Origin of the sequence: Burkholderia sp. JP2-270 (genome assembly GCF_003233675.1) — a bacterium.
Taxonomy (GTDB): domain Bacteria; phylum Pseudomonadota; class Gammaproteobacteria; order Burkholderiales; family Burkholderiaceae; genus Burkholderia; species Burkholderia pyrrocinia_C.
In genome coordinates this window covers 1,167,448-1,189,722 of sequence record NZ_CP029825.1, presented here as the reverse complement: position 1 = coordinate 1,189,722, position 22,275 = coordinate 1,167,448, and the positions used below count along the sequence as shown (strand labels likewise).

20 protein-coding genes are annotated in these 22,275 nt (G+C 66.5%); 12 read left to right on the top strand and 8 right to left on the bottom strand.

Annotated elements, in window-relative coordinates; all coding sequences use genetic code 11:
* Positions 1-256: 256 nt before the first annotated feature.
* The gene (locus tag DM992_RS23280) at positions 257-688 is read right to left on the bottom strand and encodes a YciI family protein (RefSeq protein WP_111018822.1); all 432 of its coding nucleotides are present in this window, start codon (positions 686-688) and stop codon (positions 257-259) included.
* 209 nt (positions 689-897) lie between these two features.
* On the opposite strand from DM992_RS23280, the gene DM992_RS23275 reads away from it, so the two are divergent.
* The gene (locus DM992_RS23275) at positions 898-1,128 is read left to right on the top strand and encodes a hypothetical protein (RefSeq protein ID WP_072442027.1); all 231 of its coding nucleotides are present in this window, start codon (positions 898-900) and stop codon (positions 1,126-1,128) included.
* A 43-nt stretch (positions 1,129-1,171) separates the two neighbouring features.
* On the opposite strand, the gene DM992_RS23270 is transcribed toward DM992_RS23275, so the two are convergent.
* The 4 genes from DM992_RS23270 to DM992_RS23255 all read right to left on the bottom strand — a co-directional run bounded on the left by DM992_RS23270 (position 1,172) and on the right by DM992_RS23255 (position 5,021).
* Entirely contained in the window at positions 1,172-1,717 is a 546-nt protein-coding gene (locus tag DM992_RS23270; protein ID WP_239511430.1) for an MBL fold metallo-hydrolase, read from the bottom strand.
* A gap of 15 nt (positions 1,718-1,732) precedes the next feature.
* Positions 1,733-3,157 (bottom strand): MFS transporter, encoded by a 1,425-nt coding sequence (locus DM992_RS23265; protein ID WP_111018821.1) that lies wholly within the window; start codon positions 3,155-3,157, stop codon positions 1,733-1,735.
* 152 nt (positions 3,158-3,309) lie between these two features.
* Positions 3,310-4,071 (bottom strand): ABC transporter permease, encoded by a 762-nt coding sequence (locus DM992_RS23260; RefSeq protein ID WP_021160316.1) that lies wholly within the window; start codon positions 4,069-4,071, stop codon positions 3,310-3,312.
* Between the two features lie 5 nt (positions 4,072-4,076).
* The gene (locus DM992_RS23255; protein WP_111018820.1) at positions 4,077-5,021 is read right to left on the bottom strand and encodes an ABC transporter ATP-binding protein; all 945 of its coding nucleotides are present in this window, start codon (positions 5,019-5,021) and stop codon (positions 4,077-4,079) included.
* Positions 5,022-5,455: 434 nt separating this feature from the next.
* Between DM992_RS23255 and DM992_RS23245 the strand changes: the two genes are divergently transcribed.
* The 6 genes from DM992_RS23245 to DM992_RS23220 all read left to right on the top strand — a co-directional run bounded on the left by DM992_RS23245 (position 5,456) and on the right by DM992_RS23220 (position 12,144).
* Positions 5,456-5,752 carry a cupin domain-containing protein gene (locus DM992_RS23245; RefSeq protein WP_111018819.1) on the top strand — a complete coding sequence of 99 codons (297 nt, stop codon included), beginning with the start codon at positions 5,456-5,458 and terminating at the stop codon, positions 5,750-5,752.
* Positions 5,753-6,364: 612 nt separating this feature from the next.
* Positions 6,365-7,978 carry a DUF2957 domain-containing protein gene (locus DM992_RS23240; protein ID WP_111020357.1) on the top strand — a complete coding sequence of 538 codons (1,614 nt, stop codon included), beginning with the start codon at positions 6,365-6,367 and terminating at the stop codon, positions 7,976-7,978.
* Between the two features lie 71 nt (positions 7,979-8,049).
* Positions 8,050-9,303 (top strand): DUF2957 domain-containing protein, encoded by a 1,254-nt coding sequence (locus DM992_RS23235; protein ID WP_111018818.1) that lies wholly within the window; start codon positions 8,050-8,052, stop codon positions 9,301-9,303.
* A 73-nt stretch (positions 9,304-9,376) separates the two neighbouring features.
* Entirely contained in the window at positions 9,377-10,201 is an 825-nt protein-coding gene (locus tag DM992_RS23230; RefSeq protein WP_072442016.1) for an OmpW family outer membrane protein, read from the top strand.
* A 121-nt stretch (positions 10,202-10,322) separates the two neighbouring features.
* Complete coding sequence (locus tag DM992_RS23225; protein ID WP_111018817.1) at positions 10,323-10,826, top strand: activator protein; 504 nt, start codon at positions 10,323-10,325, stop codon at positions 10,824-10,826.
* 226 nt (positions 10,827-11,052) lie between these two features.
* Positions 11,053-12,144 (top strand): hypothetical protein, encoded by a 1,092-nt coding sequence (locus DM992_RS23220; protein WP_111018816.1) that lies wholly within the window; start codon positions 11,053-11,055, stop codon positions 12,142-12,144.
* A gap of 226 nt (positions 12,145-12,370) precedes the next feature.
* Here DM992_RS23220 and betA read toward each other — a convergent pair whose 3' ends face one another.
* From betA to betI, 3 genes are read right to left on the bottom strand one after another with little or no spacing between them, the layout of a single operon-like run.
* Complete coding sequence (gene betA, locus DM992_RS23210; protein ID WP_111018815.1) at positions 12,371-14,071, bottom strand: choline dehydrogenase; 1,701 nt, start codon at positions 14,069-14,071, stop codon at positions 12,371-12,373.
* Between the two features lie 14 nt (positions 14,072-14,085).
* Positions 14,086-15,555: a betaine-aldehyde dehydrogenase gene (gene betB, locus DM992_RS23205; RefSeq protein WP_111018814.1), complete on the bottom strand. Its 1,470-nt coding sequence runs from the start codon at positions 15,553-15,555 to the stop codon at positions 14,086-14,088.
* Between the two features lie 31 nt (positions 15,556-15,586).
* Positions 15,587-16,171 (bottom strand): transcriptional regulator BetI, encoded by a 585-nt coding sequence (gene betI / locus DM992_RS23200; RefSeq protein WP_111018813.1) that lies wholly within the window; start codon positions 16,169-16,171, stop codon positions 15,587-15,589.
* A 722-nt stretch (positions 16,172-16,893) separates the two neighbouring features.
* Between betI and DM992_RS23195 the strand changes: the two genes are divergently transcribed.
* From DM992_RS23195 to DM992_RS23175, 5 genes are all read left to right on the top strand, one after another.
* Complete coding sequence (locus DM992_RS23195; RefSeq protein ID WP_111018812.1) at positions 16,894-17,796, top strand: alpha/beta hydrolase; 903 nt, start codon at positions 16,894-16,896, stop codon at positions 17,794-17,796.
* A 67-nt stretch (positions 17,797-17,863) separates the two neighbouring features.
* Positions 17,864-18,433 (top strand): isoprenylcysteine carboxylmethyltransferase family protein, encoded by a 570-nt coding sequence (locus DM992_RS23190; protein ID WP_111018811.1) that lies wholly within the window; start codon positions 17,864-17,866, stop codon positions 18,431-18,433.
* A 16-nt stretch (positions 18,434-18,449) separates the two neighbouring features.
* Positions 18,450-19,733 carry a nucleotide disphospho-sugar-binding domain-containing protein gene (locus DM992_RS23185; RefSeq protein ID WP_111018810.1) on the top strand — a complete coding sequence of 428 codons (1,284 nt, stop codon included), beginning with the start codon at positions 18,450-18,452 and terminating at the stop codon, positions 19,731-19,733.
* Positions 19,730-21,325: a DHA2 family efflux MFS transporter permease subunit gene (locus DM992_RS23180; protein WP_162631720.1), complete on the top strand. Its 1,596-nt coding sequence runs from the start codon at positions 19,730-19,732 to the stop codon at positions 21,323-21,325. Before DM992_RS23185 ends, DM992_RS23180 begins: the two co-directional genes overlap by 4 nt.
* Before the next feature lie 10 nt (positions 21,326-21,335).
* Positions 21,336-22,274 carry a glycosyltransferase family 2 protein gene (locus tag DM992_RS23175; protein ID WP_111018809.1) on the top strand — a complete coding sequence of 313 codons (939 nt, stop codon included), beginning with the start codon at positions 21,336-21,338 and terminating at the stop codon, positions 22,272-22,274.
* The last annotated feature ends 1 nt before the right edge of the window (position 22,275 follow it).

Below are 22,275 nucleotides of genomic sequence, written 5' to 3'. Positions count from 1 at the left end.
GCCTGGTAACGTGTCAAAACGATACGTTACCAGGCAGGGCCACGTCAACCGGACGGTGCGATTCGCCCGGCGCGGCGCTAGCCGGCAAGCGTCGTGAGCAACGGGTTTCGCATGATTGCGGCCGCCGGCGGCCGATGGTCGAATTCATGCCGCCCGATGTAGCGCCGCCGCGTCGCGCCGGGAATCGGCTTCACGAACAGCAGCGGATCGTCGCTCCATGCCCGGGCGGCGCGCTGGCTCCGCTCCCGCCTGCCGCTCAGGATTTCTGCCGGGCGTCGATTTCCGCGCGCATGCGCGCTTCCTGCTCCTGCAGCTCGGGCGTGAATTCCGCGCCGAAATCCTCAGGCGAAAACACCTGGCGGATCTCGATATCCGATTCGCCCGGCATCGGGTTCGGGCAGCGCTTGACCCATTCGACGGCTTCGTCCATCGAGTTCACCTGCCACAGCCAGAACCCGGCGATGAGTTCCTTGGTTTCGGCGAACGGGCCGTCGATCACCGTCCGGTCCTTGCCGGCGAAGTGCACGCGTTTGCCGCGCGAGCTCGGGTGCAGCCCTTCGCCGGCGAGCATCACGCCGGCCTTCACGAGTTCCTCGTTGTACTGGCCCATCGCGGCCAGCAGTTCGGTGTCGGGCATCTTGCCGGCTTCGGAATCGGCGGTCGCCTTGACGATTACCATGACGCGCATTGTCGTATCTCCTTGAACGGGAATCGGGGGTTGCCGCTGGTCGTGCCGGCGGCAAAACGATCGGTTACGACAATACGACGCGCGAGAATGGCGCGAATCGACATCGTGCACGAAGAATTTTCGATGACGGGCGAACCGGCGGGCACTGCCGCGGAGCGCCCCGCCAAAACTGGTATGCTGATCCTCACCACGTTTACGCGGAGGGTGCCATGGCTGCTAAAGAAGTCTCGAAGAAGAAATACCTGAAGATTCTGAACAAACGCTTGCGCGCCGAGCCGTCCGCCCCGGACGGCGCATCGTTCGTGTTTTTCCCGCTGGGCGCGAAGGCGAAGCACGCGACGGGCGTCGTATCCTCCGACGCGCGCAGCAAGCGCGAGCTGGCGGTGATGGCGGCGGTCCAGCGCAAGGCGGCCGAAGAGTTCGTCGTCACCGGCGCCTGACCGGCATCCGTCATACCTCCGCTTGCGTCGCCGCCTGCGTGCGTTACGCGCTGGCCGCCTCGCAATACGCAATCGCACCGGCCAGCACGCGCGGGATGTCGTGCGTGATGGCGGGCCCGTGCATCGGCAGGATGATGTCGAGATCGAGCGTCTGGATGCGGCGCAGCGCGCTCGCCATGCGCGCGAGCGACGGCAGGTAGTCCGAGCGCTCGATCGAATCGATGATCGCCGGCAGCGGGTCGTTCGTTGCGTCGTCGCCGAAGCGCATCAGGATGTCGGACGACAGCAGCGCCTTGCAGGCCGGCAGGTACACGACCAGCGCATCCCATTGATGTACGTGCTTCGTGAAGATCGGCACGACATCGACGCCCGAGATCGTCGTCGGCGTGTCGTCCTTCAGCGGTGTCGCACGCACGCCGAACACGTCCGCCAATCCCCATGTGCACATCGGATGGCCATACGCGACGAGCGCCGGATTGGCCGCCAGGAAGTCGGGCAGCGCGCCCATTCCATCGGCCTCGAAATGCGGGACGATCACGCAGCGGCCGGAAACGGCGCTGAACGCCTTCCCGGCCTGAAGGAAAACCACCAACCGATTCGCGGATCAGGACACTTCGTCCGCGGCCGCCGCCGGATACCGGCCGCTGCCGCCGGCTTCGTCGCCGGCTGCCAACTGCTCCAGCGCGAGCCCCTTCGTCTCGATCCCGAGCGTCCACACCGCGACCGCGGCCGCGACGAACGACAGCGCGCCGAGCGTGAACACGCCGCCCTGGCCGAACACAGGCAGCACGACACCCACCACGTAAGGCCCGATCAGCGAGCCGACGCGCCCGATCGCCGACGCGAAGCCCGAGCCCGTCGCGCGCGCGCCGGTGCCGTACAGCTCGGGCGTGTACGTGTATAGCGCGGCCCACATCCCGAACAGGAAGAACTGCATCGCGAGGCCGGTGCCGATCAGCAGCGCCATGCTGCCGCCGTACAGCGCGCTTTGGCCGTATGCGTACGCCATCGCGCCGCCGCCGATCAGCGACGCGATGCAGGTCGGCTTGCGCCCCCAGCGTTCGACGAGCCACGCGGCGCACAGGAAGCCCGGCACGCCGCCGAGCGAGATCAGCACCGTATAGAACACCGATTTCGTGACTTCGAAGCCGGCCTGCTGCAGCAGCGCGCCGAGCCACGACGTGAGGCCGTAGAAGCCGAGCAGCGCGAAGAACCACAGCAGCCACACCATCACCGTGCGGCGGCGGTACACGCCGCTCCAGATCTCGCGCAGCGCGCCGCGGCCGCGCGCGGCCACCGGTTCGGCGAGCCGCGACGGCGGCGGCAGCGTCTTGACGCCGGCCGAGCGCATCACCTTCGCCTCGATCGCGTGCATTACCGTGTCGGCTTCCGCGTGCCGGCCCGCATGCTCGAGCCAGCGCGGCGATTCGGGCACGATGCGGCGCACGACGAGCACGAACACGGCGGGAATCGCGAGCAGCGCGAACACCGTGCGCCAGCCGAACTGCGGCAGCACAAAGTATGCGACGACGCCGGCCGTGATGAAGCCGAGCGGCCAGAAGCCGTCCATCAGCGCGATCAGGCGGCCGCGTTTCTCGGTCGGCACGAATTCGGACAGCAGCGTCTGCGCGACCGGGAATTCCATCCCCATCCCGATCCCGAGCAGCACGCGGTAGACGATCAGCGCGTCGACGCTCTGCGCGGTCGAGCACAGGTACGACGCGGCGCCCCACAGCACCATGCTCCACTGGAACACCGGCCGGCGGCCGAAGCGGTCGGCGAGCAGGCCGGCGACGGCCGCGCCGAGCACCATCCCGAAGAAGCTTGCGCTCGCAACGAGGCCGGCGGCCGCGGTCGACAGCCCGAACTCCTTGCGGATCGAGCCGAGCACGAACGTCATCGTGCCGAGGTCGACCGAGTCGAAGAAGAACGCGATCGCGATGATGAAGAAGATCCGCTTGTGATAGCCGGAGAACGGCAGGCGTTCGAGCCGGGCGGCGGCGGAGGCGGGAGCGGTGGCGGCGGGCATTGGCGTCCTCTGAAATGAAAAAGGGCCTCGCAGCGCATGCTCCAAGGCCCCGATGCTTCGGTATTCAGTAGACGCGACCACAAAGTGCCGCATCAGAGGAAAAGCGCCGCCTGCTTGCCCAAATGCGTCATCGGCGGGCGGCGCGCGATGCGTCAGTTCTTCAGCTTGTATCCGGTGCGGAACATCCACGCGACGATCGCGAGCAGGATCACGAGGAACAGCCCGGTTGCGGCGAGGCTGATCCACACATGCACGTCCGCGAGCCCGTAGAACGACCAGCGGAAGCCGCTGACCAGGTAGACGATCGGGTTGAACAGCGTGATGACGCGCCATGCGGGCGGCAGCATGTCGACCGAATAGAAGCTGCCGCCGAGGAACGTGAGCGGCGTGATGATCAGGAGCGGCACGAGCTGCAGCTTCTCGAAGCTGTCGGCCCAGATGCCGATCACGAAGCCGAACAGGCTGAACGTGACCGCCGTCAGCACGAGGAACAGCACCATCCAGAACGGATGCAGGATGTGCAGCGGCACGAACAGGCCGGCCGTCGCGAGGATGATGACGCCGAGCAGTATCGACTTCGACGCGGCCGCGCCCACGTAGGCGATCACGATCTCCCAGTACGACACGGGCGCGGACAGGATCTCGTAGATCGTGCCCGTGAAGCGCGGGAAGTAGATGCCGAACGACGCGTTCGAGATGCTCTGCGACAGCAGCGACAGCATCACGAGGCCCGGCACGATGAACGACCCGTAGCCGATGCCGTTCACGTCGCTGATGCGCGAGCCGATCGCGGAGCCGAACACGACGAAATACAGCGACGTCGAGATTACCGGCGCGATGATGCTCTGCATCAGCGTGCGGCGCGTGCGGGCCATTTCTGCGCGGTAGATCGCGCGGATTCCATGAAGGTTCATGCGCGTCAGGCTCCTTGTGCGCCGTTGCGGCGGTTGTCGATCAGGCTGACGAAAATATCCTCGAGCGAACTTTGCGTCGTATGCAGGTCGCGAAAGCCGATGCCGGCCGAGCCGAGCGCGTTGATCAGCGTCGCGATGCTCGCGTCGTCGCGCTGCGAGTCGTACGTGTAGACGAGCGCGGCGCCGTCGTCCGCGCGCTCGAGCCCGAACGGTGCGAGCGCGGGCGGCACGTCCGCGAGCGGCTGCTCGAGCTGCACGGTCAGCTGCTTCTTGCCGAGCTTGCGCATCAGCTCGCGCTTTTCCTCGACGAGCACGAGTTCGCCGCCGAGGATGATGCCGATCCGGTCGGCCATTTCCTCGGCTTCCTCGATGTAGTGCGTCGTCAGCAGGATCGTCACGCCGCTTTCGCGCAGCGAATCGACGAGCTTCCACATGTCGCGGCGCAGCTCGACGTCGACGCCGGCCGTCGGCTCGTCGAGGAACAGGATGCGCGGCTCGTGCGACAGCGCCTTCGCGATCATCACGCGGCGCTTCATCCCGCCCGACAGCGTCATCAGCTTGTTGTCGCGCTTGTCCCACAGCGACAGCGCCTTCAGCGTCTTCTCGATATGCGCGGGATCGGGCGCCTTGCCGAACAGGCCGCGGCTGAACGACACGGTCGCCCACACGGTTTCGAACGCGTCGGTGGTCAGCTCCTGCGGCACGAGGCCGATCATTTCGCGGGCCGCGCGGTATTGATCGCGGATGTCGTGGCCGCCGACCGTCACGCGGCCTTCGGTCGGCGTGACGATGCCGCAGATCGAGCCGATCAGCGTCGTCTTGCCGGCGCCGTTCGGCCCGAGCAGCGCGAAGATCTCGCCGGGGCGGATGTCGAGGGTCACGTGCTTCAGCGCCTGGAAGCCGGACGCGTAAGTCTTGGAGAGGTCGGAGACGGAAAGGATCGGTTGCATGCTCACGGATGGCACGGCCGGCCGGCGCGACGGTGTGTGCCGCGCGTGCCCGGAGTCGCCGCCGCTGCGAAGCGGCCGGGATCGGGGACGGCATGGCGAACGGGCGTCATGTCGAACGGCGTTGTGGTGCGGGATCGCGGGACCGCCATATTAGCAACCGGTAGATGGAAATGCATTTCGGTGGAAAGGCCATGCGTTGTTGGTGCCGGATTTGCGTGAAATGGCCGAACGTTGCTCAATAAGGCGGTGCTTTGTTTGATCTGATCGAACAATTTAGGCTATTTCCGGCGAACCGGACAGCGATCGCGTTTTCTCGCGGCCGCGCGGCGACCGGCCCGCCGACTGTGCTGCCCGAACGCCGTAGCGCCGTACCGGGACGGCATGCATGGCGCTCGCGATAATGCGTTCCTTTCACGGTTCACGGAGCGGGGCGAATGTCTTTGATCGATTTCAAATCCGTTGCGGCCGCGCAGGCCGCCGCGTGGAAATCCACGATCGTCGGCGAGGTCGGGCAGGCCAGGATCAAGGTGCTGCGCATGGATGCGCAGCCGTACCAAGCGGAAGTGCACGACTACAACGAAGGGCTACTGGTGCTCGACGGCCAGCTGATGCTCGAAGTCGGCGCGGAAACGGTCGTGGTCGAGGCCGGGCAGATGTATCTCGCGCTCGCCGGCACGCGCCACGCGGTGCTGCCCGGCAGCCACGGTACGCTCGCGATCATCGACGTATAAAAGGCTGCGCGCCGCGTTCGTGAGGCCGCCTGCGGGCCGCGTCGCCCGCCCGGCGCGGAAAGCGGCCTGCGCAAGCCCGTTGCGCGGGCCATCTATTTATCTGAGCAAATAAAATGAAGGCCGTTTGAAAAACTGTCAAACACCGTGAAAACACTAGGATCGCGCGGTTCCGGCCGTTTGGAACTCTGCATCCATTTACTTGTGTGTATCGTCCGATCATAGTCTCGTCAAACGACGCATCACGATAACGAATCAAGCGTACGTACGGAGACCAATTCATGCGACGCGTATCCGCGGGGCCAACCCGACTGCCGTTTCCCAGTTTTTCGCTGAATGCAGGCGCGACATACGTCGTCAGCCTGCGTTGCCGCATCGCCGTGTAGCGGCGCACCACTTTCCGTTTCGATCGTTCCGACGGCGCCGTGCCGCATGACGGCGCCGCGGGAGCGTGCTTGTCTACCGCCGCGGCTTTCGTCGCATTTGCGCGAGCTGCCGGGCGGTTGCATTGCGAACACCGTCATGCGCCGCGCGCTCGTGCGGCGGCGCGATACCAACCGGCGGGCCATGCAGCCCGTGCGGACGAGACTTGTCGTACCTGTAAAGGAGGGGTTGATGATTTGCATTCCTGAATTGCGAAGGGTAATCCTGTCGTGTGCGGTGCTGGCGCTGCCGTTCGTCGCCGGTTGCGGCGGCGGCGACGATCCGGGGCCGATTAACGTGCCGCAGTGCTCGGGCAGCGCATGCGGGCCGAGCGGCGCGATCACGCAACCGCCCGTCGTGACGAAGCTGTGTCCCGATTCGCTCGATTACACGACCACCTACACGGGTGGCGCCGGCAGCGGCGAATACGTGAAGGTGAAGTTCGACACGACGAAGCTCACGTATCAGATGCAGTTCATCGAATCGTCGGTGCCGACGTCGGCGGGGCAGGTCAACAACACGCGCGCGGGCCTGACGATCAGCGGTGCATTCCATCATCCGACCAACCTTCCGACGGCCGAGCAGAACCGCTGCGCGTTCGTGCTCGACAGCGGCGCGACCAGCGACGGCGCGTATTCGGTGACGATCAAGCGTACCGATCCGCCGATGCTGTTCGTCGGCGATGGCGTGGTTGGCGGCGGGATTCCAGGGGCGACGATCGCGTTCCAGGGCATCGAGCCGATTCCGGGTTTTGTCCTGGGTGTGGTGCCGTCGCGCACATTCGATTTCTATCCGTTCATCGGCTTTGTCGAAACGGAAACCGACTTCACGAAGGTCGCGGGCAACTACAACGAAGTCGGTATCCATTTGTCGCCGGTCGGCGGTATCGCCCAGAATGCGAACGGGGCTGTCGGCTGGGAGCCGGACGTCGTCAACTGGAACCAGACGTTCAATGCGGACGGTTCGTGCACGATCACGCAGGGCAGCGACTACTCGTGCCAGACGACCGGGTCGCCGTGGACGCTGCGCAAGAACGCGGACGGGTCGGCGGACAACGTGTTCGTGAGCAATGCGGTGGCGAACCCGTTCGGTACGGTTTCGTATCCGGTCGCCGGGCAGGCGCCGGGCCTCGTGATCGTGACGCCGAGTCAGGCGAAGGGCATCATGATCGTCGGCAAGCTGAACGGCGTACGGGTGCCGATTGTGATTCGCGTCGGCTATACCCATGTGGATGCGAGCAATCCGCTCGCCTCGGTCGCCGATGCCGAAGTCGGGATCTCGATGCTCTCGTCGTCCACGGCGATTGCCGCGAACTCGCTGAAGGGCGGCTACATCGGCGCGACGAGCGCATCCGCATGCGGTGTCGTGACATCTACCGGTGTGGGGAACACCATCGCGCAGTCCGGCCCTAGCTTCGATAACCAGGTGCCGCACCCGGATCTGCCGGGCACCTTTGCCAACGGCTTCTTCATGGCGGAAGCGGGTAGCTGCAACGACGGCACTGCCGTGTCGACGATCTCCGCGAACTACACGTCGACGTTGTTCCAGGGCGGCACCGCGGCATTCATCGATCCGCAGACGTCTTCGGTGACCTCGCAGTTTGCCCTCGACTACACGCAGGCAACGCCCGGCAAGGTCAAGGTCACGGCCACGCAGGACTTCAATGCGAAGGGCGCAAGCGGCAATGTCGCGATCTTCAAGAAGGGCGACACGGGCTGGATCGTGACGGCCGGCAACGTCTACGCAATGGTCGTCAACAACAGCCAGGTCAACCCGTTCTTCACGGTCGGCGCGTTCGTCCAGTAGCCGCGTACCGAACAAGTCACACCGGCGGAACGTGCGTTGCCGCCGGCGAATCGAATTTCGAGAGGATTCCTATGAATGTGAAGCAATGGATGGTTGCGGCGTCGCTCGCACCCGTGCTGGCTGCGTGCGGCGGAGACGGCGACCCGCCGCCCGCGCCGGTGGTCCGGCTGTGCCCGCAGACGATCGACTACAACACGGTGTTCATCGGCGGCTCCGGGTCGGGCGAGCTCGTGAAAGTGCAGCTGGACACCACGAAGATGACGTTCCGGATGACCTACCTCGCATCGCCGGTGCCGACTACCGCGGGCACCGTGCAGCCGACGCGCGACACGGCACCGGCCAACGTCGTCGACGGCACGCTGGCCGACGAAACGGGCCTGCCGACCGTGAAGCTGAACCAGTGCACGTTCCGGATGCAGAACGCGAGCCTCGATCCGAGCCGGCCCGCGCGGCTGTTCCTCGGCGAAGGCGTGCTGGGCGGCGCGATTCCTGGTGCGACGATCCAGTTCGATGGCGTGATCGGCGTCGGCAGGATTCCGAAGACGACGTTCCCGTACTACCCGTTCATCAGCTTCTCGTCGCTGGAAACGGACCTGACGAAGATCGCCGGCACCTACAACCAGCTCGGTTATCACCAGGTGCCGTCGCAAAACTTCCAGCCGGTGGCGCTCGATCAGAAGGTGACGATCAACGCGGACGGCAGCTACGTCGAGACCGACAACTTCGGCAAGAAGAACGGCGGGCAGCCGCTTGCGTCGAGCACGACGGTGAACCAGTCGTTCACGCTGCGTCCGGATGCGCCGGCGTTCCAGTCGCTCAACTACCAGCCGCAGATTCCGGCGACGCTCGCCGCGCTCGATCCGGCGAAGGCCGGCAAGGGAATCCTGATCGTCGGCAAGCTGCGCAACCAGCTCGTGCCGATCTTCATCCGCACCGGCGCCGCGAACGCGGACCTCACGCAGGGCCCGCCGAGCGCGGACGACGAATCGGGCATCTCGTTCCTGAGCCCTCAGACGGCGATCGCGCTCGGCTCGCAGAACGGCGAGTACACGGGCGTCGACAGCGCGTTCAACTACCGCGCGACCGCGCTCGTCGGCGCGCAGGCGACGCTGCTCGATCCGTTCAACGCGTCGCAGGCCGCGCTCACGCGCGCACTGAACCTCGACTTCACGCAGAAGGTGCCGGGCGTCGTGACGACCGTGCATGCGGATGCGGCGTCGGGCCCGGCGACCGGCAAGTTTGTGTTCACGGGTGGCGTATTCGGGTTCCTCGACATGGTCGATTCGAGCAATCCGTATTTCACGGTCGGCGCGTTCGTGCAGTGACCGCACCCGGACGGAGACACGGCGGCGTCGCGCGCGGATGCGCGGCGCCCGGACAGAATGAGAGGGAGACTTCATGAAGAAGCTGATTGTCGCGGGTGTCGTCGCAGGCGTGTCGACACTCGCATCGGCCCAGCAGGCGGGCGACAACGTCGCGACGCTGGGCTGGCTGCACATCATGCCGCAGGATTCGACCAACGGGCTGACGACGAATCTCGCGAACATGCCGATCAACGGGCCGCTGCGCCTGCCCGGGTCGTTCACGTCGCCGGGCACGAGCCTGACGGTCAACAACGCCGATACGGTCGGCCTCACGCTCACGCACTTCTTTACCGATCACATCGCGGTGACGTCGGTGCTCGGCGTGCCGCCCGAGTTCACGCTGACCGGGCACGGCGTGATCCGGCCGCCGGGTCCGGCCGGCTCGCTCGGTTCGGTCGACATGGACAAGACGTCGAACCAGCCGGCCGTGAAGAACGCGCGGCAGTGGAGCCCCACGATCATTCTGCAGTACTACTTCAATGCGCCGACGGCGAAATTCCGCCCGTTCGTCGGGATCGGCGTGGCCTATAGCTGGTTCAGCAACATCGAGCTGAACGGCAACTTCGCGAAGGACATCAACGAGAACCTCGGCAGCGTGCTCGCGGCCGGCGCCGGCAAGCCGGGGCCGACGTCGGTGGAGGGCAAGGCGTCGTCGTCGTTCACGCCGGTCTACAACATCGGCGCGAGCTATGCGATCGACAAGCACTGGGGGCTCACCGCGACGCTGACGTACATGCCGCTGAAGACGTACTCGTCGCTCGTGATCAAGGCGGCCGACGGTTCGACGCTCGCAACCACGCGCACGCGGCTGAAGGCTGATCCGCTGATCACGTTCGTCGGGATTTCCTACAAGTTCTGAGCCGACCGGCGCGCATGACGCGTGCCGGCGGCTTCCTGCGACCGGCTGGCCGGGCTCTTTCGGCCGGACGGTTGCGTTCCTGGCGGCGTGCCGCCATTTGTGAAGAGAGGGGGCAGTTCAAATGAGCATTCGCAAAATCGTATCGCTTGTTGCTGCAGTGGCATTCACCGCGGTTTCGGCCGCGCCTGCTTTCGCAGTCACCGTTTCGCGCGCTGACGGGCAGCCGATGAACCCGAACGGCGAGCCGTTCTCCGTATCGGGGCTCACGACGCTCAGCAAGGGATCGATCAGCGCAAACTGTACCGCGACGTTCAACGGGACGATCACGTCGACGGGCATCGTCCACATCACGTCGACGCAGTTCGCCGGAGGCTCCACGTGCGGACTGATCAGCGGCAGCGCGAGCAGCACGTCGCCGTGGACGGGCCAGGCCGACAGCACGACGCAGCTGTCGATCAACAACGTGCAGGTGAACGTCGCGCTGCTCGGCGCGTGCGGCCCGAGCAAGGTGGTAACGGCATGGAACGATCCGAACTCGTCGCTGACGTTCAATAACGCTGCATTGACGCCGAATTGCACGGTGTCCGGCACGGTCACGACGTCGCCGAAGTTCCACGTGCAGTAAGCGTCGCGGATCGCAGTAGGGCACCCGCCGCGCGTGAGGGTCATGCGGCATGCGCGGCGGGTTTCCGCGGCTTCGATGCATTCGTGCCGTCGCGCGTATCGGCGCGACGGCCGACTGGCCGCTCGTGTCGCGATCCGACGCGGGCGGACCTACAAGGTCGGCACGGTGTACCGCGCTGACCGAAAACAACATTGTTCCAATTGGCCAGAACACTCCCGGACGACCCATGCTCACCGACCCAGCGAAGTATGGTGATGCCCGCGGCGCGACGCCTGACCGGCTGCGCACGGCCGCGTGGCTGCAGTACCTGATCGAGCATTTCGACGCCGGCGACACGACAGTCGTCGCGACATACGCGATACGCATGCGGGCAGGGGCGAGCCTGTCTCGTGACGCAGCGGCCGTTCTTCACCGGCTTGCGCCGTGGATCGCAACGGATGGCGGCGGCTGCGCATGCGACCCGACCGACGCGTCCGGCGCGTGCTCGCATGTGCCTTCTCCGCAGCAGCTTGCCGAAGCCGAACGCTGTTGCCCCGGCTCGCGCGCCGTGTTCGACGCGGCGCACGGCGTGATCGATGCGTGCGCATTCGACGATCCCGATGTCGGCTGGGCGGCGCTCGAGCGGATTGCTGGCGGTGTCGAATGCAACGGCGAAGACGCTGGCGAACGTACCGCACATGAAAGAGAAGAGCAGTGCGAGGCGCCGCCTGCGAAGAACCTGAGAGAAAGGCTGGCCGTCGCTGCGGCGACGACTGCGGAAACGTCGGCCCGTCCCGGCGCCATCATCGATGCGATCGTGCTGTGCGTGTGCGGCCCGCGCGACGACGCATCGCGCATCGACGAGATGGCCGCGCTTGTAATGTTCTCGGCCGCGCTCGCTGCCGGCAACGGGATTTCCGCTGCCGCGTATGGCGGTCAGCACAACCTCGTCGCGCGGGCGATCCGCACGCATCGCGCCGATCTCGCGTCGGTGGACGGGTTGCTTGCCGCGCTGTCCGTGTGCCGGCTCGACCGACTCGTCGGCGCGGGCAGCTTCTGGGCGTACTACCTGCTGGCGGGCATCGTGATCGCCGCGCCGGACGCGGTGCGGGAAATCGGCGGTCGTTTTCATGGCGACACATGGCAGACGTGGCTCGACGACGTGCTCGCGTGGCCGGCGGTCAGCCGCTTCGGACCGAAGGAGGATGTCGCGTTCGAACGCCTGCGCGACGCGATGAGCCTGACGTCGCGATGGAACCCGATCGTCCGCGCAAAGCGGATGCGCACGCGGGCCGTGGCGACTGCCAGGTTCGGCGAAGACGCGGAGAAGGCCCGCTGACACTCGGCTTTTGCCGACATGAAACGACATGCCCCGCGCGCGAGCATCCGTGCATCGCATAACGCCGACGTTGTACCGCAGCGCGCAGCTCTCGCGGCAGCACGCGCCGGATTTGCAGAAGCTCGGCAACGGCTGAGCCGGAAATGAAAAACGCCGCTGACGGCAATCGTCAGCGGCGTTTCGTACATCAGTCATCAGTCGAAGACGGGCGGTGCACCCGCCGTCGTCAAACCGTCTCCGGCTGCCGCACGGCCTTCGCGACATCGCGCGCGAGTGCGCCGTTCGCGACGAAGTACGGCACATCGACGCGCGCGAGCGGCTGCTTCCCGCGAATCTTGTCGGCGATCTTCTCCGCGATCATGATCGTCGGCGCGTTCAGGTTGCCGGTCGTGATGATCGGCATGATCGATGCATCGACGACGCGCAGGCCTTCCAGCCCGTGCACGCGCCCTTCTTCGTCGACCACCGCCATGTCGTCGTAACCCATCTTGCACGAGCACGACGGATGGAACGCGGTCTCCGCGCGGGCGCGCACGAATGCGTCGAGCTCCTTGTCGCTCTTGCAGTCGGCGCCCGGGTTCAGCTCACGGCCGCGATAGCGGTCGAGCGCGGGCTGCCGCATGATCTCGCGCGTCGCGCGGATCGCATCGCGGAACTCGCGCCAGTCGAGCGCTTCGGCCATGTAGTTGAACAGGATGCTCGGATGCTGGTTCGGATCGCGCGAGCGCAGTTTCACGCGGCCGCGGCTCGGCGAGCGCATCGAGCCGACGTGCGCCTGGAAGCCATGCATCTCGATCGCGTTCGAGCCGTTGTAGTTGATCGCCACCGGCAGGAAGTGATACTGGATGTTCGGCCAGGGATCGTCGTCGCGCGTGCGGATGAACCCGCCCGCCTCGAAGTGGTTGCTCGCGCCGAGGCCGGTGCCGTTCAGCATCCATTCGAGGCCGATCTTCGGCTGGTTCCACCACTTGAGCGCCGGATACAGCGACACGGGCTCCTTGCACTCGTACTGGATGTACATCTCCAGGTGGTCCTGCAGGTTCTGGCCGACACCGGGCAGGTCAAGCACGACGGGGATGTCGAGTTCCTTCAGCCACGCGCCGGGGCCGACGCCCGAGCGCTGCAGCAGTTGCGGCGACGCGATCGCGCCGCTGCACACGAGCACTTCGCGGCGCGCATGTGCGGTCGCGCGCTCGCTGCCGCGCAGGTACGTGACGCCCGATGCGCGCTTGCCGTCGAACAGGACGCGGTCGGCGAGCGCGTGCGTGACGATCTCGAGGTTCGGCCGCGCACGCGCCTGGTCGAGATAGCCGCGCGCGGTGCTCGCACGGCGGCCGCGCGGCGTGACGGTGCGGTCCATCGGGCCAAAGCCTTCCTGCTGATAGCCGTTCAGGTCGGCGGTGCGCGGATAACCGGCCTGCACGCCAGCGTCGACCATCGCCTCGAACAGCGGGTTCACGCCCGGCTTGCTGGTCGTGACCGACACGGGGCCGCTGCCGCCGTGATAGTCGTTCGGGCCGACGTCGCGCGTCTCGGCTTTCTTGAAGTACGGCAGGCAGTCGAGATACGTCCAGTTCTCGAGGCCCTTGTGCGTCGACCAGTTGTCGTAGTCGAGCGCATTGCCGCGGATGTAGCACATGCCGTTGATCAGCGACGAGCCGCCGAGCCCCTTGCCGCGGCCGCATTCCATCCGGCGGTTATCCATGTGCGGCTCGGGATCGGTCTCGTACGCCCAGTTGTAGCGGCGGCCCTGCAGCGGATAGGCGAGGGCGGCCGGCATCTGCGTGCGGAAGTCGAAGCGGTAGTCGGGGCCGCCCGCTTCGAGCAGCAGCACCGTGACGTCCGGATCTTCCGTCAGGCGAGTTGCGAGCACGTTGCCCGCGGAACCCGCACCGCAGATGATGTAGTCGTATTCGCGTGTCGTCATGACGGTCAATCTCCTTAAAACACCGGGTTGTAGCGGCCGAGCTCGACCTGCACCGACTTGATCCGAGTGTAGTGCTCGAGCGTCGTGATGCCGTTCTCGCGTCCGACACCGGATTGCTTGTATCCGCCAACCGGCATTTCGGCCGGCGATTCGCCCCATGTATTGATCCAGCAGATGCCGGCTTCGAGGCGATGGATCGTGCGGTGCGCGCGCGACAGGTTCTCGGTCACGACGCCGGCCGCGAGGCCGTAGTGCGTGTCGTTCGCGCGGGCGATTACATCGTCCTCCGATTCGAAATCGAGGATGCTCATTACCGGCCCGAAGATTTCCTCGCGGACGATCTTCATGTCGTCGCGGCAATCGCCGAACACGGTCGGCGCGACGTACTGGCCGCTGCCGAAGTGGCCGTCGGTCAGGCGCGTGCCGCCGGCCAGCAGCTTCGCGCCTTCGGCCTTGCCGCTTTCGATGAAGCCGAGCACCTTGTCGAGCTGCGCGGCCGACACGAGCGGGCCGAAGTTGGTATCGGCATCGGTCGGCTTGCCGACGCGGATGCGCTTCACGCGTTCGAGCACGCGCTGCGTGAACGCGTCCTTGATCGAGCGGTGCACGAACACGCGCGTGCCGTTCGTGCAGACCTGGCCCGAGCTGAAGAAGTTGGCGGTCACCGCGATGTCGGCCGCGCGGTCGAGGTCCGCGTCGTCGAACACGATCAGCGGCGACTTGCCGCCGAGCTCCATCGTCACTTCCTTCAGCGACGATGCGCCGGCCAGCGACATCACCTTCTTGCCCGTCTCGACGCCGCCCGTGAACGACACCTTCGCGATGTCCGGATGGCCCGTGAGCAGCGCGCCGACCGAGCCGTCGCCCTGCACGACGTTGAACACGCCGGCCGGCACGCCGGCTTCCGTATAGATTTCCGCGAGCTTAAGCGCGGTCAGCGGCGTGACTTCGCTCGGCTTGAACACCATCGCGTTGCCGGCCGCGAGCGCGGGCGCCGTCTTCCAGCACGCGATCTGGATCGGGTAGTTCCATGCGCCGATGCCCGCGCACACGCCGAGCGGTTCGCGGCGCGTGTAGACGAACGAATCGGCGCGCAGCGGCACCTGCAGCCCTTCGATCGCGGTCGCGAGACCCGCGTAGTACTCGATCACGTCCGCGCCGGTGACGATGTCGACCGCGAGCGTCTCGCCGATCGGCTTGCCGGTGTCGCGTGTTTCGAGCGCGGCAAGTTCGTCGTTGCGCTCGCGCAGCAGGTCGACCGCGCGGCGCAGGATGCGCGAGCGCTGCATCGCGCTCATCGCGGCCCATTCGCGCTGGCCTTCCTGCGCGGACGCAACCGCGCGGTCGATGTCGGCCGCGCTCGCCTGCTGCACCTGCGCGAGCAGCTCGCCGGTGGCGGGATCGAAGGTGTCGAAAGTCTTGCCGCTCGTGGCGTCGACGTAACCGCCGCCGATGTAGAGGCGCTGCAAACCGAATACGGACATGAGGATCTCCTTGAGGGCGACTGTGTGCGCGTCAGTCGGACGCGAGCAGCAGGTCGATGTAATCGTGGGCGAGCTTCAGCGCCGCCCGGGTGTCGATGGGGCCGCCGGCGAGCGCGCCGCGCAGCCACAGGCCGTCGATCAGCGCGGCGAGGCCGCTGGCGGCTTCGCGCGCCTTCGCGCGCGGCAACGCCTTCGCGAATTCCGCGCACAGGTTCGAATGAAGGCGCCGCGTGTTGACGTGCTGCAGGCGCTTGAGCATCGGGTCGTGCATGCTCTGCGACCAGAACGCGAGCCAGGTCTTCATCACGGGCGCGCTGACCTGCGTGTCGTCGAAGTTCGCCGCGACGACGGCACGCAGCCGCGAACGCGGATCCTTGCGTGCCGTCACACGGCGGCGCGTGGTGGCCGACCACAGGTCGCGCAGAACGTGCCGCATGGTCGCTTCGAGCAGGCCGTCCTTGTCGCCGAAGTAGTGGCTGACGATGCCCGTCGAGATCTTCGCGCGTTGCGCGACCGATGCGAGCGTCGTCCCGGGCAGGCCCGCTTCGTCGATCGAACGCAGCGTGGCGTCGATCAACTGTGCGCGGCGTATCTCCCGCATTCCGACTTTCGGCATCGCGACTCCCTTCGCCCGGACGGGCCATCCATGGAAGTCGAGAGCTTAGCGGTTTTTTATTGAACGATCAATCAACAAAAAATCGGGGTCCGACGATGACAGGATGTTCGGTAGGGTGGCGGAGCGACCGCTTGCCCCGATGTGCATATGCGGAAAAACGAATTGAAAGAAGGTTAATTAAGCTGGAGTTTGTTTAAAACGGTTTGTGAAAAGATGGTGCAATGCATCGGAAAATTTCCGGCCGTGTTTCTATTACAAAGCGAAAGAGTGTGGATGCTTGTAATATTCTTCACGATGTGGAATGGCGAGTGCAAATGGTGAAGATCGACAAATGCGGAAAATCCGTTTAAATCAGTCGATTTAAATGACATTGAGCATTGAATTTAAAGGGAAATATTTGGTTTGTTTTCGCCAGGGCAGATTGCTGGCAAACGATTGCCAGCACCTTCGCGGCGATCTCTCATACCATATAAATTGATAAAAAAATTTGAATCCTGGGTATTTCAGGGTCGAGTAGAGGGAATCGTTGGAGTGACTTGAGTCAGTAATATTGTCCGTATTAGTATGGCGCCGCACTACGAGGAATGAATGGGCGCCGCCGGTATTTGCCGCGGTGCGTCGGCAATGGGCGCGGCGACAGGTCGCGCACGGGGCCGGCACCCGCCATTGCGCACCTGCAGCATGCCGCGACGTCGAGACGCCGCATCCACCGGAGAACGACGATGCCGACCGAAAAACACGTGGTCCCGCTGCCGAATGGTCTGAAGGTCTACGTCGAACGGAACGTGTTCGACCCGGCGTTCGACACGGCGATGCTCGTCAACGGCGCGCTCGCGACGACCGCGTCGTTCGGGCAGACCGTCCAGTATCTCGGCGAGCGGATGAACACGATCTGCTTCGACCTGCCGTACGCGGGGCAGTCGCGCCAGCACAATCCGGGCTGCTTCATCCTGACCAAGGACGACGAAACCGCGATCCTCCAGCATCTGGTCGAACGTTTCGCGCCGGCGTTCCTCGTGTCGGTGTCGTGGGGCGGCGTCGCGTCGCTGTTCGCGCTCGCGCGCGGCTGCCCGAGCGTGCGGCGCGCGGCGATCTGCTCGTTCTCGCCGTTCCTGAACGACGCGATGGTCGACTACGTGACGCGCGCACGCGACCACATCACGGCCGGCGAGAACCTGAAGGCCGCGCAGCTGCTGAACGACACCGTCGGCCGCTACCTGCCGCGCATCATGAAGCTGTACAACTACCGGTATCTCACGCGCCTGCCGCGCGACGAGCAGGACCAGGTCGCGTTCCACGTCGACCAGATCCTGTCGCTGCAGCCCGAGCGCTACTTCAGCGAGTTCTCGAACATCGGCTGCGAGCTGCTGTTCCTGAACGGCGAGCGCGACGAATACACGACGCCGGCCGACGTTCGCCAGCTCGGCGCGCACGTGCCGCGCGCACGGTTCGCGACGGTGCCGGACGCCGGCCATTTCCTGGACATCGAAGGCCGCGCGCAGCGCGAATACACGCGCGCTGCGCTGCTCGACTTCTTCTGCGACGGGGCGCCGGTCGCGGCCGGCATGGCGCGCGCCGCCGCGCATGCGTGCGTGCCCGGGCCGATGCACGCGCTGTCGTCGTGACGCCGCACGTCGTGCCACGGGCCCGGCCCGCGCACCCGAATTCCCATCCCAACGAGGCAGGCCAGCCGTGAATATCGTTCAGACCATCGCCATCGTCGTTCCCTGGGCCGCATGGCTCGCGTACTGGATCGCCACGTCGCAGGGCGTGAAGACGACCGTGCGCAAGGAGGCGTCGCGCTCGCGCACGCTGCAGTCGATTCCGCTGATCGTCGGCGGCGCGCTGATCATCCTGCCCGATCCGTCCTGGCAGGCGCTCGCGCCGGACTGGCAGCGCTTCGGCCTGCAGGCGCAGTGCGGGCTCGCGGTACTGGTCGCTGGCCTGCTGTTCTCGGTGTGGGCGCGGCTGCATCTCGGCACGAACTGGAGCGTGTCGGTCACACTGAAGGAAGACCACGAACTCGTCCGCACGGGGCCGTACGCGCTCGTGCGTCATCCGATCTACACGGGCTGCCTGCTCGCGCTCGTAGGCGCCGCGCTGATCGGCGGCGAATGGCGCGGCGCGATCGGCGTGCTGCTCGTGTTCGCGTCGCTCGCGTACAAGGTGCGCGTCGAGGAGAGCTGGCTGACCGGGTATTTCGGGCCGGCGTACACGCAGTACCGCCGCGAGGTCGCCGCGTTGATTCCCGGCTTCTACTGATACCGCGAGGCGCGCGATGGCAAAGATGATCGTGACCGCGATCGGCTCGGCGGGCGACGTGCATCCGTTGCTCGGCGTCGCGCGCACGCTCGCGGCGCGCGGTCACGCCGTCGTGTTCTGCACGCACGCGCCGTTCGAGGCGGCCGTGCGCCGTTGCGGTTTCGCATTCGTGCCGGTCGGCACCGCGGCCGAATACGAGGCTGCGATGGCGAACCCCGCGCTGTGGGATCCGCGCACCTCGTTCCGCACGCTGTGGCAGGTGATCGCGCCGATGTTGCGCCCGCATTACGACGCGCTGCATGCGCTGGCCGACGACGATACGGTGCTCGTCGGTACGCTGTGGGCGTTCTCCGCGCGCTTCATGCAGGAGCTGCACGGCACGCCGTACGTGTCGGTTCAGGTGTCGCCGTCGACGCTGCTGTCCGCGCATGCGCCGCCGACGCACCCGCGCCTGACGATTCCCGCGCGCTGGCCGCTGCCGGTGAAGGCGGCGCTGATGACGCTGATCGAGCGACAGGTGCTCGACCGCGTATGCGGCCCCGCGCTCGACGCGGTGCGCCGCGAACTCGGGCTCGCGCCTGCGCGGCGCGTGCTCGGCCGCTGGCTGCATTCGACCGACGGCGTGCTGTGCCTGTTTCCCGGCTGGTTCGCGCCGCCGCAGCCCGACTGGCCGTCGAATCATCTGCAAAGCGGTTTTCCGCTGTTCAACGATATCGCGACGCCTGACGAAGATGCGGAACTCGATGCGTTTCTCGCGGCCGGCGAGCCGCCGGTCGTGTTCACGGCCGGCTCGACGCTCGTCGATCACGCGGCGTATGCGCGCGCGGTGGCGGACGCGCTGCGCGCGACGGGCGCGCGCGGAATCCTGTTGACGCCGCACGATGCCGCGCCGGACGGCAACCGGTTGCTCGTGCGCCGCTTCGTGCCGATGCGCACGCTGCTGCCGCGTTGCCGCGCGCTCGTGCATCACGGCGGGATCGGCACCGCGGCGCTCGCGTACGAGGCCGGGATCGTGCAGGTCGTGACGCCGTTCGCGCACGACCAGTTCGACAACGCGCAACGCGTCGCGGCGAGCGGCTGCGGCGTGCGCGTCGACGGTCCCGTCGACGGCGCGCGTCTCGGTGCGACGCTGGCGCACGTGCTGGACGAACCCGCATTCGCGGTGCATGCGGAGCGCGCGCGTGCATTGCTCGCCGCCGCGCCGGACGGCTGTCATGCGGCCGCCGATTTCATCGAACGGTTCGCGCCGAAGCGCAGGCGGGCGCCCGCGCGGGCCGATGTCGCGGCGGCCGGCGCATGAGCACCGCGTCGCCGCTTCGCGATGCGCCCGGCGCGCCGTCCGCGTTCGACGTGCCGGCCCCCGCGCCGGCCGCGCAGCCGGTGCGCGGCATCCGGCTCGCGCTGCTGACGTTCGCGCTGTCGCTCGCGACCTTCATCGAGGTGCTCGATTCGACCGTGACGAACGTCGCGGTGCCGGCGATCTCCGGCAGTCTCGGCGTATCGAACAGCCAGGGCACGTGGGTGATCAGTTCGTATTCGGTCGCAGCCGCGATCGCGGTGCCGCTGACCGGCTGGCTCGCGCGCCGCGTCGGCGAATTGCGGCTGTTCGTCGGCGCGGTGCTGCTGTTCACGCTGACGTCGCTGCTGTGCGGACTCGCGCGCGACCTGCATGTGCTGGTGATCTGCCGCGCGCTGCAAGGGCTGTGCTCGGGGCCGATGGTGCCGCTGTCGCAGACGATCCTGCTGCGCACGTTCCCGCCGGACAAGCGCACGATCGCGCTCGCGCTGTGGGCGATGACGGTGCTGCTCGCGCCGATCTTCGGGCCGGTGGTCGGCGGCTGGATCGTCGACAACTTCTCGTGGCCGTGGATCTTCCTGATCAATTTGCCGATCGGGCTGTTCTCGTTCGCGGTGTGCACCGCGATGCGTCGCCCCGACGGGCAGCGCGGCGCGGCCGGCCCGATCGACGTGCCGGGCATCGTGCTGCTCGTGATCGGCGTCGGCTCGCTGCAGGCGATGCTCGATCTCGGCCACGACCGCGGCTGGTTCGATTCGCCGCTGATCGTCACGCTCGCGGTGGTCGCTGCGCTCGCGATCGTGTCGCTGCTGATCTGGGAGGCGGGCGAAGCGCACCCCGTCGTCGATCTCGGCCTGTTTCGCGACCGCACGTTCTCGTTCTGCGTGCTGATCATCTCGCTCGGGATGATGAGCTTCTCGGTGGTCGGCGTCGTGTTCCCGCTGTGGATGCAGGCCGTGATGGGCTACAACGCGTTTCACGCGGGGCTCGCGACCGCATCGCTCGGCGTGCTCGCGCTCGTGTTCTCGATCCTCGTCGGGCTGCATGCGCACCGCTTCGACGCGCGTGTGCTCGCGACGTTCGGCTTCCTCGTGTTCGCGGGCGTGCTCGCGTGGGACGCGCATTTCACGCTGAAGATGACGTTCATGCAGATCGCCGCGCCCGGCCTGATCCAGGGGATCGGGCTGCCGTGCTTCTTCATTCCGCTGACCGCCGCGACGCTGTCGCGGATTCCGGACGACCGGCTCGCCGCCGCGTCGAGCCTGTCGAACTTCCTGCGCACGCTGTCGGCCGCGTTCGGCACCGCGATGAGCGTGACGCTGTGGGACAACCGCGCGACCTATCACTACGACGTCGTGTCGCAATCCGTCACGCATGCGTCGGCGAACACGCAGCGCTTCGTGCACACGCTGAACGCGATGGGCGTGGACGGCGTGCGCGAGCTGACGACGCTGCACCAGGTCGTGATGCAGCAGGCTTACATGATGGCGACGAACGACATGTTCTGGATGGCGAGCATGACCTGCCTCGTGCTCGCGGCGATGATGTGGCTGACGCGGCCGAAGCGTGGCGCGGCGGCGTCCTTCGGGCATTGAGGAGACGAACATGACGACACTCGGCGCACTCGTGATCCTGTATCACCCGAGCGATGCGCAGCTCGAAGCGCTTGGCGCGTGGCGGCACGCGTGCGACGCGTTGCTCGTCGTCGACAACACGCCGCAGCCCGATGCGCGGGCGCGCGACCTGTGTGCGCGCGAAGGTATCGCGCTGCTGCATCACGGCAATCGCGGCGGGATCGCGGGCGCATACAACGCGGGGCTCGCGGCGCTGTTTCGCGACCGCATCGATGCGGTCGCGCTGTTCGACCAGGATTCGTCGGTGCCGGCCGCGTATTTCCCGACGATGCGCGATGTTTGCGCGGGGCTCGCGGGGCGCGCGTTCCTGGCCGGCCCGCGCATCTTCGACGAGAACGCGCGCAGCTTCCTGCCCGAACTCTCGACCAACGGGATCGGGCTGCGCCGCCTGCGCATCGAGCCGGGTGCACCGATGCAGCGCTGCGCGTTCCTGATCTCGTCGGGCTGCGTCGTATCGCGCGACGCGTTCGACGTGCTCGGCCGGTTCGACGAGACGCTGTTCATCGACCACGTCGACACCGAATACAGCTTCCGCGCGCTCGCGCGCAACGTGCCGCTCTATGTCGTGCCGTCGCTGGTGCTGCCGCACCGGATCGGCGCGAAGCAGCGTCATGCGATCGGCCCTTTTGAAATGACGTCGATGAATCACTCGTGGCAACGGCGCTACTACAGCGCGCGCAATGCGGTGCAGCTCGGGATGCAGTACGGGCTGCGCTTTCCGGTGGCGATCGTGCCGAACCTGCTGACGGTGTGGCAGGTCGTGCAGATCGCGCTCGTCGAGCGCGACAAGCGCGCGAAGCTCGCCGGCATCCTGCTCGGTGTCGCCGATGGCCTGTTCGGCCGGCTCGGCCCGCTCGAACGCACGCGGCCGCGGCTGGCTGCGCGCGCGCAGCGCATTCAGCAGGGATGAG